This is a genomic window from Pseudomonas sp. UBA6699 (assembly GCF_002454615.1).
Lineage (GTDB): Bacteria > Pseudomonadota > Gammaproteobacteria > Pseudomonadales > Pseudomonadaceae > Aquipseudomonas > Aquipseudomonas juntendi.
In genome coordinates this window covers 69,834-86,956 of record NZ_DKJF01000023.1, presented here as the reverse complement: position 1 = coordinate 86,956, position 17,123 = coordinate 69,834, and the positions used below count along the sequence as shown (strand labels likewise).

Here is a 17,123-nt window from a genome sequence, read left to right as displayed (position 1 = left end):
CAAGCTAAGGGATTAAACTGCGCGCATTCCACCTGCTGAGATCCCTGGCATGAACGAAACACCGCGCGCCTCTGGCGCCTCTAAAATCATCCTGATTGGCCTGGGCGTGATCATCGCCCTGCTTGGCCTGCTCCTGGCTGCCGGCGGCGTCAAACTCGCCGGCCTGGGCGGTTCCTGGTACTTCCTGATCGGCGGCCTGGCCATGGCCATCGCCGGTGTGCTCATTGCCCGCCGTAAAAAAGCGGGCGCCTGGCTGTACGCGCTGTTCCTGGTTGGCACTGCCCTCTGGGCGCTGGTCGACGCCGGCCTGGTGTTCTGGCCGCTGTTCTCGCGCCTGTTCATGTTCGGTGTCATCGGCATGGTGGTAGCGCTGGTGTACCCACTGCTGGCCCGCGCCAATGGCGCCAGCGCCGGGCGCGGTGCCTACGGCGTTGCCGCGGTGATGGCCGTGGTGCTGGCGGTTGCCGCCGGCAACATGTTCGTCGCCCACCCAAGCGTGGCCCCTACTGGCAAAGGCCCGGGCATGACCGCGGTCGAGGCCGGCAAGGAACAGAAGGACTGGGCCCACTACGGTAATACCGAAGGTGGCAGCCGCTTCGCCGCGCTGGACCAGATCAACCGTGACAACGTGAACAAGCTGAAGGTGGCCTGGACCTACCACACCGGCGACGTCGCCATCAGCGACGGCAACGGTGCCGAAGACCAGCTGACACCCCTGCAGATCGGCAACAAGGTGTTCATCTGCACCCCGCACAACAACCTGATCGCGCTGGATGCCGACACCGGCAAAGAGCTGTGGAAGAACGCCATCAATGCCCAGTCCAAGGTCTGGCAGCGTTGCCGTGGCCTGGCCTATTTCGATGCCACTGCGGCCATCGCCCAGCCGACCCAGCCCAACAGCTCGCCGGTCACCGGCGGTAGCGTGCCGGCCGGCGCCAACTGCCAGCGTCGCCTGCTGACCAACACCATCGATGGCCGCCTGATTGCCGTCGATGCCGACACCGGCAAGTTCTGCCAGGGCTTCGGCAACAACGGCCAGGTCAACCTGATGGCCGGCCTGGGCGATGTGCCAGACTCTTACTACCAGCTGTCCTCGGCACCGCTGATGGCCGGCACCACCGTGGTGGTCGGCGGCCGCGTTGCCGACAACGTCCAGACCGACATGCCAGGCGGCGTGATCCGTGGCTTCGACGTGATCACCGGGGAAATGCGCTGGGCCTTCGACCCGGGCAACCCGGAAGACCGCCAGGCCCCGCAGGGCGACAACACCTACGTGCGCAGCACCCCGAACAGCTGGGCACCGATGTCCTACGACCCGGCGATGAACACCGTATTCCTGCCGATGGGCTCGTCGTCCACCGACATCTACGGTGTTGAACGCAGCAAGCTGGACCACACCTACGGCGCTTCGGTGCTGGCCCTGGACGCCACCACCGGCAACCAGAAGTGGGTGTACCAGACCGTGCACAACGACCTCTGGGACTTCGACCTGCCGATGCAGCCGAGCCTGATCGACTTCACCAAGGACGACGGCCAGACCGTACCTGCGGTAGTGATCGGCACCAAAGCCGGGCAGATCTATGTGCTCGACCGCGCCACCGGCAAACCGCTGACCCAGGTCGACGAAGTTCCGGTCAAGCCAGGCAACATTCCAAACGAGCCGTACTCGCCAACCCAGCCCAAGTCGGTGGGCATGCCGCAGATCGGCGCGCAGACCCTGACCGAGTCGGACATGTGGGGTGCTACCCCGTATGACCAGCTGCTGTGCCGCATCGACTTCAAGAAGATGCGCTATGACGGCTTGTACACAGCGCCTGGCACCGACCTGTCGCTGAGCTTCCCGGGTTCGCTGGGCGGCATGAACTGGGGCAGCCTTTCCACCGACCCGGTGCACGGTTTCATCTTCGTCAACGACATGCGCCTGGGCCTGTGGATCCAGATGATTCCGTCGCAGAACAAAGGCAATGCAGCGTCCGGCGGCGAAGCCCTGAACACCGGCATGGGTGCAGTACCGCTCAAGGGCACCCCGTATGCGGTGAACAAGAACCGCTTCCTGTCGGTAGCCGGTATTCCATGCCAGGCGCCGCCGTTCGGCACCCTCACCGCGATCGACATGAAGACCCGTCAGGTGGCCTGGCAGGTACCGGTGGGCACCGTTGAAGACACCGGCCCGCTGGGTATCCGCATGCACCTGCCGATCAAGATCGGCCTGCCCACCCTGGGCGGCACCCTGTCGACCCAAGGCGGCCTGGTGTTCATTGCCGGCACCCAGGACTTCTACCTGCGCGCCTACAACAGCGGCAACGGTGACGAAATCTGGAAGGCGCGCCTGCCAGTGGGCAGCCAGGGCGGCCCTATGACCTACGTTTCGCCGAAAACCGGCAAGCAGTACGTGGTCGTGACAGCGGGCGGTGCGCGCCAGTCGACCGACCGTGGCGACTACGTGATCGCTTACGCCTTGCCGTAACACAGCGTCGCCCCGTTCGCGGGTGAACCCGCCGCCACAGGAGGATCACTGCCCCGGCAAATGGTGCAGCCCCTGTGGCAGCGGGTTCGCCCGCGAAGAGGCCCGAACAGACAACCCGAGACACAGCAATGCCATCCGTAATTCGCTTCACCCCCACCCTGCTGCTGGCGCTGGCCAGCAGCACTGCACTCGCCAACGACGACCTCCTCACCCGCAGCACCCTCACCGGTGACTGGGGCGGCCTGCGCCACCAGCTGGAACAGGACGGGGTGAAAATCACCGGCGACTACAGCGGTGAAACCGCCTACAACGCGCATGGCGGCCTGCACCGCTCGGCGCGTTACTCGCAGAACGTCAAGCTGGGCGTGCAGTTCGACCTGTCGAAGCTGTACGGCCTGGACAACGGCGGCAAAGTCCAGCTGACCATCAACGACCGTCGCGGCAACAGCGCGTCGGACGACTTGGTCGGCAACCGCCTGCCGATCCAGGAAAACTACGGCGGTCTGTACACCCGCCTGACCGAGCTGAGCTACGAACGCACCCTGTTCACCCCTGCGCTCAACGTCAAGCTGGGCTACATGGCCATGGGCAACGACGTTGGCGGCCTGGACAGCGGCATCCTGTGCAATTTCATGAACGCCGGCTTCTGTGGCCACCCGCTGAACATGTCGGGGGGCAGCGGCTGGACCAACTACCCCAACGCCCACCTCGGCGTGCGCGTGAAGTACGACCTGTCGCCCGCCTGGCAACTGCGTGTGGCAGCGTTCAATGTGGACCCCGAGAGCAACGGCAATTCCAGCCGTGCCTGGCACCTGGGGCCCAAGCACACCACTGGCACCGTGGTCCCGGTGGAGCTGGTGTACAAGCTGCAGGGCGAGCTGCCGGGCGAGTACAAGCTGGGGTACTACTACGACAGCTCCGACGTGAAGCGCATCGGCAGCAACGACGAAGTGTCGGGGCGCGGCGGGCACTACCTGCTGGTCGACCAGGCGCTGTGGAACGATCAGGCCTCGCCAGGCCGCAGCCTGCACGCCTTCGGCCAGTATTCGGCGTCGAGCAAGGCCGCTTCGCCGTTTACCAAGTGGTATGGCGCCGGGGTGGTGCTGTACAAGCCGTTCGAAGGCCGCCCGAGAGATACCGTGGCACTGGGTTATGGCCGCGCCGTACCCAACCCGCGTAGCCGCGATGTGCTGGAAGATGCTGCATTCAACGCCGGCCAGCCGTTCCCCGATATCGACAGCGCCGAGCAGTTGATCGAGCTGAGCTACGGCTACCAGGCCACGCCATGGCTGAACCTGCGCCCGGATGTGCAGTACATCATCGAGCCAGGGGCGTTCACTGGCAAAGACATCGACAATGCGCTGGTGGTGGGCCTGCAGGTAAAAGCAACCTTCTGAGTCGCCGGGGGCCGCACTGCGGCCCATTCGCGGGTGCATCCGCGCCCACAGAGCCCCGGCAGTTAAACCGTCAAGCCTGCCTGAGGTGATCCACCAGCCTGAGCAGCATGGCATCGCAGCCCTGCAGCTGTTCGACACTGACGAATTCATCCGGCTTGTGCCCCTGCTCCATGCTCCCGGGCCCGCACACCACGGTGGGGATGCCCGCCTGGTCGAACAGCCCGCCTTCAGTACCAAACGCCACGGTGCCGAACTTGTCCGAACCACTGAGCAGCGCCACCAGCTGCGCAGCTTCGCTGTTCTGCGGTGTAGCCAACCCCGGATAGGCACTCAGCGGCTGCAGGCGAATGGCGCTGTCGGCGTGGACCTTGCGCATGCGCGGCAGCAACTCGGTCTCGGCATAGGCCTGCAGTTGGTCCGCCACCGCCTGTGCCTCGAACCCCGGCAAGGCACGCACCTCGAAATCGAATTCGCACTCGGCCGGCACGATGTTCAGCGCCCTGCCCCCTTTGATCACCCCGGTCTGCACCGTGGAGAACGGTGGGTCGAAACGTTCGTCGTGATGCTGCGGCAAGGCCAGCGCGTCGCCGATATCACCCAGCTTGCCGATAAGCCTGGCGGCATACTCGATGGCATTCACGCCATACGGTGCATACGCTGAATGGCAAGCAGCGCCATGCACCTGGCAGCGCATCGCCAGTTTGCCCTTGTGCCCCAACACGGGTTTGAGTTCGGTGGGCTCACCGATCAGGCACAGCCGTGGTTTGTGCGGGCGCTGTTCGAGCGCTGCGAGCATCGAGCGTACACCCAGGCAGCCGACCTCTTCGTCATATGAAAATGCCAGGTGCACCGGCATGCGTAGCGGCTGGGCGAGAAAGGCCGGTACCGCTGCCAGCACTGACGCGATGAAGCCTTTCATGTCGGCTGTGCCACGGCCATACAAGCGGCCATCGTGTTCGCTGAGGGCGAACGGTTCGGCCGTCCAGGCCTGGCCGTCTACCGGCACCACGTCGGTATGCCCGGACAGCACCACGCCGCCAACATCCTTGGGCCCGATGGTGGCAAACAGGTTAGCCTTGGTTCTCTCCGGGTTGTGGAACAGCTCGCATTCCACGCCCAACCCGGCCAGGTAATCGCGAATGAAGCCGATCAGCGCCAGGTTTGAGTCACGGCTGACCGTGGCAAAGCCGACCAGCCTGGCCAGCAGCGTGCGGCTGGCAAACTCACTCATCGCCCGGCACCCCGTAGCTTGGCGCAGAGGTCGGGTTGAGGGCGCGGGTAACGTAGTCTTGCATTTGTGGGCGGTAGGCTTGCCACAGGCCATCGAGCGCTCCGATCGGGTCGTTGTCGGCCCAGTCGACGCGCAGGTCCACCAGTGGCCAGGTCAGCTCGCCCGCAATTTTCAGCGCCGCCGAGTGTACCGGCCCCGCCTCACCGCCCGCAGCCATCGCCGCGTGCATGGCCGCCAGCAGGCGGTCGGCCAGGTGCCCACCGGCCTGTTCGAAGGCCAGCACCATCGCTTCGATCACCACGGTGGAGGACAGCAAATTGCCCGCCGCCGCGCATTGCTCGCCGGCCACGGCATGGTGTGTGCCAAGCGCCTCGCGCCCCGTGAACAAGGCCACCTGGCCGGTGCTGTCGATCACCGTCACCTGGCGGTACTCGCTCCAGCCATTGGCGCTCAACACCCGGTCCAGCGCAGCGGCGGGTGGCAACTGGCCCTGCTCCATGGCGTCGAGAATCTGCGGGCCCAGCGCCGGCAGGGTGATGTTCTGGGTAGCGACCGCGCCCACGCCGGCACGCACCCACGGGCAACGGGCCCCTACGGCGATGCTCGACGAGCTGATGGCAATACCGATCTGGCCGGTTTCCTGGCAGCGACCAATGATGGAGAAGGTCATGGCATGGTTCCTGTGTGCTGTGCAATGCAGGCCATTCTGGGTGGAACCTTCGGGCAGGCGAAACCACCTTTTTCCGAGGAGCTAGGCAGGAAAAAACTAGGGTCTGAGGCCCGCTCCCACAGCGAGTGCGCGAGCTTTCAACGTTTCAACACGACAGTTGCGTTCACAAGATCCGGGCCTTCGCCGTTTTATCGGCAAGCCCCAGCTAAATACTATTTTCGCCATTTGCGCAGCATCCCTAGTCTGGCCCCAGGCAACGGCGGTCCCCAAACCGACCTGACAAAAACCGCCTGAACAAGGGCTCGGACATGACACTGAACAACTTCGAAATCGACACCCTCGTGGTCGGCGCCGGCCAGGCTGGCGTGGCCATGAGCGAACACCTGAGCAAGCTGGGCGTGCCGCACCTGGTGCTGGAGCGCAACCGCATTGCCGAGGCCTGGCGCAGCGGCCGCTGGGATTCGCTGGTGGCCAATGGGCCGGCCTGGCACGACCGCTTCCCAGGGCTGGAATTCAACCTCGATGCCGACGCCTTCGCCGGCAAGGACCAGGTGGCCGACTACTTCGAGCAGTACGTACGCAAGTTCAACCTGCCGGTGCGCACCGGCATCGAAGTGAAGAAAGTACAGCGCAACAGCGACCGCCCTGGCTTCACCATCGAAACCAATGAAGGCGTGATCCGCGCCAACCGCGTGGTGGCGGCGACCGGCCCGTTCCAGAAGCCGGTGATACCGGCGATCGCGCCAAAAGACGCCAACCTGCACCAGATCCACTCGGCCGCCTACTTCAACCCCGAACAACTGCCCGAAGGGGCAGTGCTGGTGGTGGGTGCAGGCTCGTCCGGCGTGCAGATCGCCGAAGAGCTGATGCGTGCCGGCCGCCAGGTGTACCTGTCGGTCGGCGCTCATGATCGCCCGCCACGGGCTTACCGCAACCGCGACTTCTGCTGGTGGCTTGGCGTATTGGGTGAATGGGACGCAGAGATTGCCAAGCCTGGCCGCGAGCACGTAACCATTGCCGTGAGCGGCGCCCGTGGGGGCCATACGGTCGACTTCCGTGCCCTCGCCCACCAGGGCATGACCCTGGTTGGCCTGACCCGGTCGTTCGAAAACGGCGTGGCGCACTTCCAGGACAACCTGGTCGAGAACATCACGCGGGGCGATGAGAACTACCTGGCCTTGCTGGACGCCGCCGATGCCTATGTGGAGCGCAACGGCCTCGACCTGCCGCAAGAGCCTGAAGCGCGCCAGCGCCTGGCCGACCCGGCCTGCATGCTCAACCCACTGCAGCAGCTGGACCTGGCGAAGGCCGGTGTCCGCAGCATCATCTGGGCCACCGGCTACGGCGTGGACTTCAGTTGGCTGCAGGTGGACACCTTCGACGCCAATGGCAAGCCCCAGCATCAGCGCGGTGTCGCTCGCGAACCAGGTGTGTATTTCCTGGGCCTGCCGTGGCTGTCGCGCCGTGGCTCGTCGTTCATCTGGGGCGTATGGCACGACGCCAAACACGTCGCCGGCCACATTGCCACGCAACGCACCTACAGCGCCTACCTCGACCGCGACCAGCGCGCGGCCGACCGGCAGCGACCTGCCGCATTCAGCAACGTCAGCACCCTCGGAGCCCACTGATGCCTACCCATACCCGCATCCGCATGTTCAACACCAAGGCCACCTACCCCAACCAGACCCTGGACAACGACCTGTGCCAGGCGGTGCGGGCCGGTAACACCATTTATGTGCGTGGCCAGGTCGGCACCGACTTCGAAGGCAGGCTGGTGGGCCTGGGTGACCCGCGGGCGCAGGCCGAACAGGCGATGAAGAACGTCAAGCAACTGCTCGAAGAAGCCGGCTCGGACCTGTCGCATATCGTCAAGACCACCACCTACATCACCGACCCACGTTTCCGCGAGCCGGTGTACAAGGAAGTGGGCAAATGGCTCAAGGGCGTGTTCCCGATTTCCACCGGCCTGGTAGTGGCCGGCCTGGCCCAGGCCGAATGGCTGATGGAGATCGACGTGATCGCCGTGGTGCCGGACCAGGCGTGACCGGCAATTGCCAGGCGCTTGCCCTGTAGGAGCGGCCTTGTGTCGCGATGGGGCGCGAAGCGGCCCCGTTTTTTTGCGGCGAAGCTGAAGTTGCGGCGAAGCTGGAAATTTAGGGCCGCTTCGCGCCCCATCGCGACACAAGGCCGCTCCTACAGGGGACGGTGCAAGGCTTAGAAGCCGACCGTGGCAGACAGCAGATAGGTGCGTGGGGTCGACAGGGTCAGGCCCGGCTCGCTGTCATCCGGGGCCCCTGTCGAGCTCCAGTAGCGGTCATCCAGCACGTTCTCGACGCTGGCACGCAATGTGACCTCGGTCTCATCCACCTTGAACGCGTAGCGCGCCCCCAGGTCATAGCGCTCCCAGCCATCGATCTTCTTGCTGTTGTTCTGGTCCAGGTACTGCGAGCTGGAGTGGATACCGCGTGCCGTCAGGGTCAAGCCTTTGACCCCCGGCACGTCCCACTCGCCCCCCAGGTTCACGTTGTACTCCGGCGTGGCCGGGGCGCGGTTGCCGTCGTAGGCGCCATCGACCGTGTCGGTCAGCTCGCTGTCGATGTACATCACCCCACCCAGTACCCGCACACCCTGCACAGGCTCACCGAACACACTCAGCTCGATGCCGCGGTTATCACGCTTGCCATTGGGGCCGAACACCCGCGAAGCCGGGTTGGTTTCGTAGGCCGGCTGGCGAATGCGGAACGCGCTGGCGGTGAAGGCCACCTGGCCAAAGTCATACTTGGCCCCGACCTCGACCTGGCGGCTGGTGAATGGCGGAAATATCTGGTCTTCGTTGACCGAGGTCGACGGGGCGATCTTGCCTTGGCTCAGGCCTTCCATGTAATTGGCGTACAGCGACAACTGCTCGGTGACCTTGAGCAGCACCCCGCCAGAGGGCGAGACCTTTTCTTCGTCATAGGCGGTGTCGCCTTTGACGCCATCACTCCAGTCATCCACTTGCACCCGCTGCCAGCGCGCGCCCAGGGTCAGCAGAAGGCGGTCGTCGAAAAAGCCCAGGGTGTCGGCCAGGGCCACGCCGGAGAAGCGGTTTTCCGTGTAGACCTTCGAATCGAAGCGGGTGGGTGTGCCCGGCGTGGGTGTGGCCACCGGGTGGTAGAGGTTGCTGGGTGCGGCGGCATAACGGGCGCCGCCGTTGGTGAAGTCCATGTAGTAATAGCTGGCGGCCAGGTTCAGTTCGTGGCTGACCGGCCCGGTCTGCAGCCACTTGCGCAGGCCAGCCATGGCGGTACGCACAGATTCATCGCGGGTAAAGTCGCGGGGCTGCACACTGAAATTGCCGGCGTCATTGATGACCGACACGTTGTGGCGCAGGAAGTCATGGTTGCTCTTGCGCGCGCCGACCGCACCATAGGCCAGCAGCGAATCACTGATATCGTATTCGGCATTCAGTGCGCCAAAGGTGTCATTGGTGCGCGCCTTGCTCCAGGCCTGGGCATAGTTGTGGCGCACGTCATCGGCATCCGGCACCTTGGCGTTGGCGCCGATCAGCACACGCTCCTGCGGCGCATCGGTATCGCGCTCGGTGTGGCCCAGGTCGGCCGAGAGGCGCAGGCGCTCGCCGCGGAAATCCAGGCCCAGCACCGCCATCTGGCGATCGACAGACTGGTGGTCCCAGGCAGTATCGCCGGCTTGCTTGACGCCGTTGAAGCGCACACCGAACTGGTCACCTTCGCCGAAGCGCCGGCCGATATCCACGGCCCCCCCCACCTGGCTGTCGGAGGCATAGCTGCCGGTGAACATGGTAATCGGCTTGTCGCCAGCGCGCTTGGGTTGCACGTTGATGCCACCGCCTACGCTGCCCCGGGGCGATATGCCGTTGAGCAACTGGTTGGGGCCTTTGATGATATCGACCCGCTCGGCCATTTCCATGTCGATCGAATAGGTCGGCAAGATCCCGTACAAGCCGTTGTAGGCGACATCACTATTGAACAGGCTGAAGCCGCGAATGGTGAATTGTTCGAAGCGCCCGCCGGCGGGGTTGGTGGCGCGTACCGAGGGGTCGCTGGCAATCAGCTCGCCCAGGGTGCGGGCCTGCTGGTTCTTGACCACCTCGCTGGTGTAACTGGTGATGCTGAAGGGGGTTTCCATGAAGTCCCGCGAGCCGAGCAGGCCTTGTGCGCCCTGGCGTGCCACCTGGCCGCCAGCGTAGGGCTGCGATTGGCCAGGGGCGACCAGCCCGCCGACGATACTGGTAGGGGCGATTTCCAGGGCGCTACCGGCCTGGGGGGCCGGCACCAGGGTGAAGGCCCCTTCACCCACCGGGAGCCATTGCAGGCCGCTGCCACGCAGCAATTGGGCAAACCCTTCGTCAACACTGTAGGCGCCAGACAGGCCAGCGCTCTGCCGGCCTTGCACCAGTGCCGGGTCCAGCGAAAGGCTGACGCCCGCCTGGTCGGCGAAGCGGGTCAACGCGGCCCCCAGGCTGGCGGGCGCTACCTGGTAAGTGCGGCGCACGGGCTCATCGGCCCAGGCCGGTGAACACAGCAACAGGCTCATAGCGAACAACGGATGCGCGGCGCGCGCCAGTGGGCGCAAGCGGCAAGACTTTACTGCAGGCATTGAACAAGGCTCCCCTTTATTTTCTCCTACCGGTAATGACCGGCGAGTGAAAAAAAGGGGACAGCCTCATGCACGATTTTCTCGCGCAGACAAACTGACCCAGTAACGGGTGCGTGACTGCACCTGCAACGGCAGGCTTGCAGCCAGCAAGGCCAGCACCCGGTCGGTGTCGTCAAGGCGGAAGGTGCCGGTGACGCGCAGCCGCTCCAGCGCGGGCGCCCAGCGCAGCACCCCGGGGCGGTAGCGACGCAGCTCGTGCAACAGTTCGCCCAGCGGCCGGTCGTCCAGCCGCAGCACCCCTTCGCGCCAGCCCAGCCGCCAAGGGTCCAGCCCGCTGACCGCGCCGACGCCAGTTGCCTGCAAGCTGGCCTGCTGCCCTGCCAGCAGCGTGCGTGCCGGGCCGCGGGCCGGCTGAAGCTGGGCCCTGCCGTTGAGCACCGACACCCGGCAGGCGTCGCCCAACAGGCGCAAGCACACCTCGGCATCGCCCAGCAGCACCTGGCCCTCGGGCACGTGCAAGGTCAGTTGCAGATGCGCGGGCACCTTTACCGCAACCTCCCCGCGCAGCAAGGTCAGGCGCCGTGCACCGAGGTCGAGATCGACCGCGCTGTCGGTATTCAACTGCAGGAAGGTCCCGTCGCTCAACAGCACCTGGCGCTGCTCTCCCACCGCGGTGCGCAGGTCGGCAGCCCAGGTTTCCAGGGGCAGCTCACGGCTTGCCAGCCACGCCGCCGGCAGCACCGCCGCCACGCCCAGGGCGCGCTTGAGCAGCGCCCGTCGGCCGGCATCCGGGCGGTCCAGCGTGGCCATTGCCAACGCCCCTGGCAGCCCGGAGAAGCGCGCGCGCAACAAGGCTGCCTTGTGCCACGCCTGCTCATGCAGGCTGCTGCTGGCGCGCCATTGCGCGAGCCGCTGCAGGTCCTTGTCGCTGGCGGCGCCGGAATCCAGCAGTGCCAGCCAACGGGCAGCGGCACGCACGGCCTTGCGGGTTTCGGCGCTAGGTTGGGTCATTGCAGATCGGCCAACAGGCAATGCTCGTAAGCCTGCGCCATGTAACGTTTGACCGAGCGCTCGCACACACCCAGCCGCTTGCCGATTTCGGCATAGCCCAGGCCTTCCAGCTGGCTCCAGAGAAACGCCCTGCGCACCGGCGGCTTCAGGCCGTCGAGCAGTTCATCCAGTGCTTGCAGGGTTTCCAGCACGATCCAGCGCTGCTCGGGCGACGGTACATGCTGCTCAGGCAACTGCGCCAAGGCATCCATGTAGGCCTGCTCCAGGCTGCGGCGCTGGTGGAAGTTGCTGAGCAGGCGCTTGCCCACGGTAAGCAGGTAGGCGCGTGGCTCGCGGATGTCTGCCAGCGGCTGAGCACTGGCCAGCACCCGCAGGAACGTATCCTGGCTGAGGTCGGCGGCATCCCAGGCATTGCCCATGCGCCGGCGCAGCCAGCTTTCCAGCCAGCTGCGATGCTCCCGATACAGGGCAGGCAGGCTAGGCTCTTGTGGCGGCGCGGCGTCGATCATGGGAAGGCCCTGCGGCGGCGTAAATAGGATTAATTCTAATTTACATCGCGCCGCAGTTCCAAGTGCTTTGTTGCCGGTCAGGCGATAGCAGCGTCCACCAGCACCTGCGCTTCCTGCACCAGACGCTGCAGGTGGGCTTCGTCGATGAAGCTTTCGGCGTAGATCTTGTAGATGTCTTCGGTGCCTGACGGGCGTGCGGCGAACCAACCGTTGGCAGTCATCACCTTCAGCCCGCCAATCGCCTGGCCATTACCTGGGGCGTGGCTGAGGATCTGCACGATCGGCTCACCGGCCAGCTCGGTGGATTTCACCTGCTCCGGTGCCAGCTTGCTCAGCAGCGCCTTCTGCCGCGCATCGGCCTTGGCCTCGACGCGGGTGGCATAGGGTTTGCCCAGTGCCTCGGTCAGGTCGGCATAGGCCTGGCTAGGGTTGCGCCCGGTGCGGGCGGTCATCTCGGCAGCCAGCAGCGCGGGGATCAGGCCGTCCTTGTCGGTGGCCCACACCGAGCCATCGCGGCGCAGGAACGATGCCCCTGCACTTTCTTCGCCACCAAAACCGAGTGTGCCGTCGAACAGGCCTTGGGCAAAGAACTTGAAGCCCACCGGCACTTCATACAGCTCGCGGCCCAGGCGCTGGGTAACCCGATCGATCAGGCCGCTGGACACCACGGTCTTGCCCACGGCGGCATCGCTGCGCCATTGCGGGCGATGGCGGTACAGGTAATCGATGGCCACGGCCAGGTAGTTGTTCGGCTGCAGCAGGCCATCGGCCGTGACGATGCCATGGCGATCGTGGTCCGGGTCGCAGGCGAACGCCACGTCGAAGCGGTCGCGCAGGCCGATCAGGCCCTGCATCGCATACGGCGAGGATGGGTCCATGCGGATCTGGCCATCCCAGTCGACGGTCATGAAGCGGAAGGTCGGGTCGACCTCGGTATTCACCACTTCCAGGTCGAGTTGGTAATGCTTGGCGATCGCCGACCAGTAACGCACCCCTGCCCCACCCAGGGGGTCTACGCCCAAGCGCAGCTTGGCAGCACGGATGACGTCGAAGTCGATGACGTTTTCCAGGTCGGCCACATAGTGGCTGACGTAGTCATGGCGCTGGGTGGTGGCCGCCTGCAGGGCCTGGGCATGGTCCATGCGCTTGACGCCGGCCAGGTTGGCCGCCAGCAAGTCGTTGGCCTTGGCTTCGATCCACTTGGTCACGTCGCTGTCGGCCGGGCCGCCATTGGGCGGGTTGTACTTGAAGCCACCGCTTTGCGGCGGGTTGTGCGACGGGGTGATGACGATGCCGTCGGCCAGGCCCTGGGTACGGCCACGGTTATGGCAGAGGATGGCGTGCGACACGGCCGGGGTTGGCGTGTATTCGTCATCCTTGGACAGCATGACATGCACGCCGTTGGCGGCCAGCACTTCCAGGGCGCTGGCGGCGGCAGGGGCCGACAGGGCGTGAGTGTCGGCGCCGATGAACAGCGGGCCATCGATGCCCTTTTCCTTGCGGTACAGGCAGATCGCCTGGGTGATGGCCAGGACGTGGTACTCGTTGAAACTCAATTCAAGCGAAGTGCCGCGGTGCCCCGAGGTGCCGAAGGCCACCCGCTGGGCCGCCACGGCGGCGTCTGGGCGGCCGGTGTAGTAGGCGGTGAGCAGCCGGGGAATATCGACCAGCACGCTGGCTGGTGCCGGCTTGCCTGCCAAAGGACTGAGCTTCATGCAAAAACCTCGAGATCAACGGATGTTGGTGTTGGAACGTGCAGTGTACTGAGAGTTGCAAGGGTGTGCGATGGGCGCCAGCAAACAACACCGGCGTTGCCGCCGGCCACCCTGCCGCTGGCGGCCTGAAGCGCCCGGTGACCTGCCACCGGGTTGGCCACGACAGGCTAGAGTGATAGCCATATCGACCGAGAAAGAGGCCCCATGGCTTTCCACCGCCTGACCCGTACACACCCCCGCCTGAGCATCGCCGCCGTGGTCGGCCTGCTGGGCGGCTGGCTGATACCCGCTGGCGACAGCGTGCAGCATATTCTCGCTGGCTGGAACCTGGGGGTCTGGCTGTATCTGCTGCTGGTGCTGTACCTGAGCTGCAGCGCCAACCCGGAGAAAGTCCGCCAGGTGGCCCGCATCGAAGATGAAAATGCCGGCCTGGTGCTGCTGACGGTGTGCATTGCCGCCATCGCCAGCCTGGCCGCAGTGACGCTGCAACTGGTGTCCAGCCGCGGCCTGCAGGGCAGCGCCCAGGCCCTGCACTACCTGTACACCGGCCTGACGGTAGCGGGGTCCTGGTTGATGATCGGTTGCATCTTCAGCCTGCACTATGCGCGGTTGTTCTACACCGGGCGGCAGCATGAACCCCCCCTGCGATTTGCCGATGGCGAACGCAACCCCGACTACTGGGACTTCCACTACTTCTCGTTCACCATCAGCGTGGCCGTGCAGACCTCCGACGTGGGAGTGGCCGGGCGTGGCTTGCGCCGGGTAGTGCTGGCGCATTCATTGGTGGGGTTCGTGTTCAACACGGCGATCCTGGGGTTCACCATCAACATCGCAGCCGGTTTGCTGGGTTGAGCACGCCGTTCGTCTGAAAGCCAGGGGCCAGGGCCGACAGTGCAACCCGCATGAAAGGTGCGCCGGGGCGCACATCCAACAGGCGAAAACGTTTGCCCCGAGGGCTTTGGCACTGCGCCGGCGGGGCCGCAGATGTGACCGTTGTCATGCATCAATACATTTGTCATGTTCGCCGCTGAGAATCGCGCATTGCAGGTGCTATGTTTACTTACCCGGCGGCCGCATCGATGTGGCCACCCGCCCACTACGTCCAGGCACGGACCAGGAGGCTGGCATGAACAAGATGACGTTCCCCAACGCCTGCCAGGTGATGCGCTGGCATTTCCACCCGCTGGGCTTCGAAGCCAGCATGGATGCGCCACGCAGCATGGTCGCGCGGTTGTTCGACCGGGCCACCGGAGAAACCGTGCTGGCGATTGCCGGCATCCCGTGTGCGGCAATCATGGCCGCCGCCGATGTCGAACGCATCATCGAGGCCGTCGAGGCCGAGATGGATGCCTTCGCCCCCGCCTTTACCTTGCGCGACGCCGGTTAACCGGCTGCCAGGGCCCCCGGGCCCATCGCTTGCAGCTTGCTCAGAAATTGCTCGGCCGGTACGGGTTGCCCCAACAGGTAGCCCTGCAGCGAGTCACAGCCCAGGCGGGTCAGGAACGCCCGCTGCCGGTCAGTTTCTACCCCTTCGGCGACGATTCGCAGCCCCAGTGCCTGGCCTAGCGCGACAATCGCCGACACGATCGCGGCGTCATCGCTGTCCTGTTCCAGTTCACGCACAAAGCCCCGGTCGATCTTCAATTCGTTGGCGGGCAGGCGCTTGAGGTACATCAGGCTGGAATAACCGGTACCGAAATCATCAATGGACAGGTCCACGCCCATGTCGGACAAGCGCTGCAGCACCGTGAGGCTGGCATCGGCGTCATGCATGGCGGTGGTTTCGGTAATTTCCAGGGTCAGGCAGTTGGCTGGCAGGCCATTGTGCTGCAACGCCTGGGCCACGCTGTCGACCAGCCCGCAATGGCTGAACTGGATAGCCGACAGGTTGACCGCCATGCGCCACTGATGATGGCCTTGGTCCAGCCAGAGACGCATCTGCCGGCAGGCTTCGTTGAGCACCCATTCGCCAATCGGGATGATCAGGCCGGTTTTTTCTGCCAGCGCGATGAAGCGGTCAGGCATCAGCAACCCCTGCTGCGGGTGCTCCCAGCGCAACAAGGCTTCGGCACCGATGGGCTGGCAAGCCTGGGCGTCGAACTTGGGCTGGTAGTGCAAGCGGAACTGGCGCTGTGCCACGGCCTGACGCAAGTCCTGCAACAGCTGCAACTGCTGGCGGGCGTTGCTGTTCATCGACACGTCGAAGAACCTGTAGCCATTCTTGCCGGCGCTCTTGGCGTGGTACATGGCCGCGTCGGCATTGCGCAGCAGCTCGTGCTGGTCCTGGCCATTGCCCGGGTAAAGGACGATACCCAGGCTGGCCGACAACTGCAGGTCGTGCTCGGCCACCCGGAATGGCCGTGACACCAGGTTGACCTGCTTGACCGCCACGTCCATGGCATCGTCGGGTTCCTGCAACTGCACCAGCAGCACGAACTCATCGCCACCGATCCGTGCCAGGGTGTCCTGGCTGTGCAGGTGGCCGCGCAGGCGGGCGGCCACGGCCTTGAGCAGCAGGTCGCCAATGTGGTGGCCAAACGCATCGTTGACCGGTTTGAAACCGTCCAGGTCGATGAACATCAGGGCAAAACAGCCGCCCTGCTCCGCCACCCTGGCGATCGCCTGCTCGATGCGGTCGGCCAGCAAGGTGCGGTTGGGCAGGTCTGTCAGGGTGTCGTGCAGGGCCAGCTGGGTCAGTTCCTGGTTGGCCAAGGTCAGCGAACGGGCCAGCTCTGCGGTGCGCACCTCCAGGCGCGCGTCCAGCACCGAGGTCAACAAGGCTACCGCCAACACGGACAAGGTGGTGATAAGCACCAGGTAGACCAGGCCATCGCCTTGCAGGCCACCGCCCGCCAGCGCCCCGCAGAAGCTGCCATCCGGGAAGTTCGCCGCTGCCATGCCGGTGTAGTGCATGCCCACGATGGCCAAGCCCATTACCACTGCTGCCAGGCCGCGAATCTGCCGCACATAGGGTGTGTGCGCACGCAGGCGGAAGGCGATCCACAATGCCGCCGCCGAGGCACCGACCGCGATCAGCAGCGAGGCGCCGAACAGTGTCGGGTCATAATCGATGCCTGGCAGCATGCGCATCGCCGCCATGCCGGTGTAGTGCATGCAGGCAATGCCTGCACCCATGATCAGCGCGCCAAACGCCAATTGCAGCCCTGGCAGGCTTGGCTGGCTGACCAGCCACAAGGCAAAGCCCGATGAAAGCACGGCGATCAACAGCGAGAACGCGGTCAGGCCCAGGTCGTACCCCAGGTCGATGGGCAGGCTGAAGGCGAGCATGCCCACGAAGTGCATGGACCAGACGCCCATCCCCATGGCCAGTGCGCCACCGAACATCCACAAGTGCGCAGCCCGGCCCTTGGCCGTGGCGATGCGGCCGGCCAGGTCAAGGGCGGTATAGGACGCCAGGATCGCCACGCACAGCGAAATCAACACCAGCGAAGAGGAGTAGCTACCGGTCAGCATGGGGGTTTCCAGCACTGGGACGGGAGTCC

Annotated in this window: 13 protein-coding genes; 6 read left to right on the top strand and 7 right to left on the bottom strand. The window is 65.1% G+C overall.

Going from position 1 to position 17,123, the window contains the following annotated elements; all coding sequences use genetic code 11:
• Nucleotides 1-49: 49 nt before the first annotated feature.
• Together B3361_RS05040 and B3361_RS05035 are read left to right on the top strand one after the other, a co-directional pair.
• A complete protein-coding gene (locus B3361_RS05040) occupies nt 50-2,467 on the top strand; it encodes a glucose/quinate/shikimate family membrane-bound PQQ-dependent dehydrogenase (protein ID WP_054905561.1) in 2,418 nt (805 codons plus the stop codon).
• Between the two features lie 128 nt (nt 2,468-2,595).
• The gene (locus B3361_RS05035; RefSeq protein WP_192440204.1) at nt 2,596-3,864 is read left to right on the top strand and encodes a carbohydrate porin; all 1,269 of its coding nucleotides are present in this window, start codon (nt 2,596-2,598) and stop codon (nt 3,862-3,864) included.
• A 70-nt stretch (nt 3,865-3,934) separates the two neighbouring features.
• Here the strand turns inward: B3361_RS05035 and argE are convergent, their stop codons facing one another.
• Nucleotides 3,935-5,095, bottom strand: a complete 1,161-nt coding sequence (gene argE, locus B3361_RS05030; protein ID WP_054905560.1) for an acetylornithine deacetylase — start codon at nt 5,093-5,095, stop codon at nt 3,935-3,937.
• Entirely contained in the window at nt 5,088-5,765 is a 678-nt protein-coding gene (locus B3361_RS05025) for a DUF1028 domain-containing protein (protein WP_054905559.1), read from the bottom strand. Before B3361_RS05025 ends, argE begins: the two co-directional genes overlap by 8 nt.
• 308 nt (nt 5,766-6,073) lie before the next feature.
• Here B3361_RS05025 and B3361_RS05020 point away from each other — a divergent pair, with 308 nt between their 5' ends.
• Nucleotides 6,074-7,393 (top strand): flavin-containing monooxygenase, encoded by a 1,320-nt coding sequence (locus tag B3361_RS05020; RefSeq protein WP_054905558.1) that lies wholly within the window; start codon nt 6,074-6,076, stop codon nt 7,391-7,393.
• The gene (locus B3361_RS05015) at nt 7,393-7,809 is read left to right on the top strand and encodes a RidA family protein (protein WP_029887064.1); all 417 of its coding nucleotides are present in this window, start codon (nt 7,393-7,395) and stop codon (nt 7,807-7,809) included. Before B3361_RS05020 ends, B3361_RS05015 begins: the two co-directional genes overlap by 1 nt.
• A 170-nt stretch (nt 7,810-7,979) precedes the next feature.
• On the opposite strand, the gene B3361_RS05010 is transcribed toward B3361_RS05015, so the two are convergent.
• The 4 genes from B3361_RS05010 to pgm form a co-directional block, all read right to left on the bottom strand.
• On the bottom strand, nt 7,980-10,385 hold the full coding sequence (locus tag B3361_RS05010; protein ID WP_054905557.1) for a TonB-dependent receptor: 2,406 nt from the start codon (nt 10,383-10,385) through the stop codon (nt 7,980-7,982).
• A gap of 66 nt (nt 10,386-10,451) precedes the next feature.
• Complete coding sequence (locus B3361_RS05005) at nt 10,452-11,396, bottom strand: FecR domain-containing protein (protein WP_054905556.1); 945 nt, start codon at nt 11,394-11,396, stop codon at nt 10,452-10,454.
• A complete protein-coding gene (locus tag B3361_RS05000) occupies nt 11,393-11,905 on the bottom strand; it encodes a sigma-70 family RNA polymerase sigma factor (RefSeq protein WP_009686523.1) in 513 nt (170 codons plus the stop codon). The genes B3361_RS05005 and B3361_RS05000 overlap by 4 nt, the downstream gene beginning before the upstream one ends.
• Nucleotides 11,906-11,982: 77 nt before the next feature.
• Nucleotides 11,983-13,620: a phosphoglucomutase (alpha-D-glucose-1,6-bisphosphate-dependent) gene (gene pgm / locus B3361_RS04995; protein ID WP_054905555.1), complete on the bottom strand. Its 1,638-nt coding sequence runs from the start codon at nt 13,618-13,620 to the stop codon at nt 11,983-11,985.
• Between the two features lie 204 nt (nt 13,621-13,824).
• Here pgm and B3361_RS04990 point away from each other — a divergent pair, with 204 nt between their 5' ends.
• Complete coding sequence (locus B3361_RS04990) at nt 13,825-14,472, top strand: DUF1345 domain-containing protein (protein WP_009686521.1); 648 nt, start codon at nt 13,825-13,827, stop codon at nt 14,470-14,472.
• Between the two features lie 274 nt (nt 14,473-14,746).
• A complete protein-coding gene (locus tag B3361_RS04985; protein WP_009686520.1) occupies nt 14,747-15,007 on the top strand; it encodes a DUF1652 domain-containing protein in 261 nt (86 codons plus the stop codon).
• Here B3361_RS04985 and B3361_RS04980 read toward each other — a convergent pair.
• On the bottom strand, nt 15,004-17,094 hold the full coding sequence (locus tag B3361_RS04980) for a putative bifunctional diguanylate cyclase/phosphodiesterase (protein ID WP_054905554.1): 2,091 nt from the start codon (nt 17,092-17,094) through the stop codon (nt 15,004-15,006). The genes B3361_RS04985 and B3361_RS04980 overlap by 4 nt on opposite strands.
• Nucleotides 17,095-17,123: the final 29 nt, after the last annotated feature.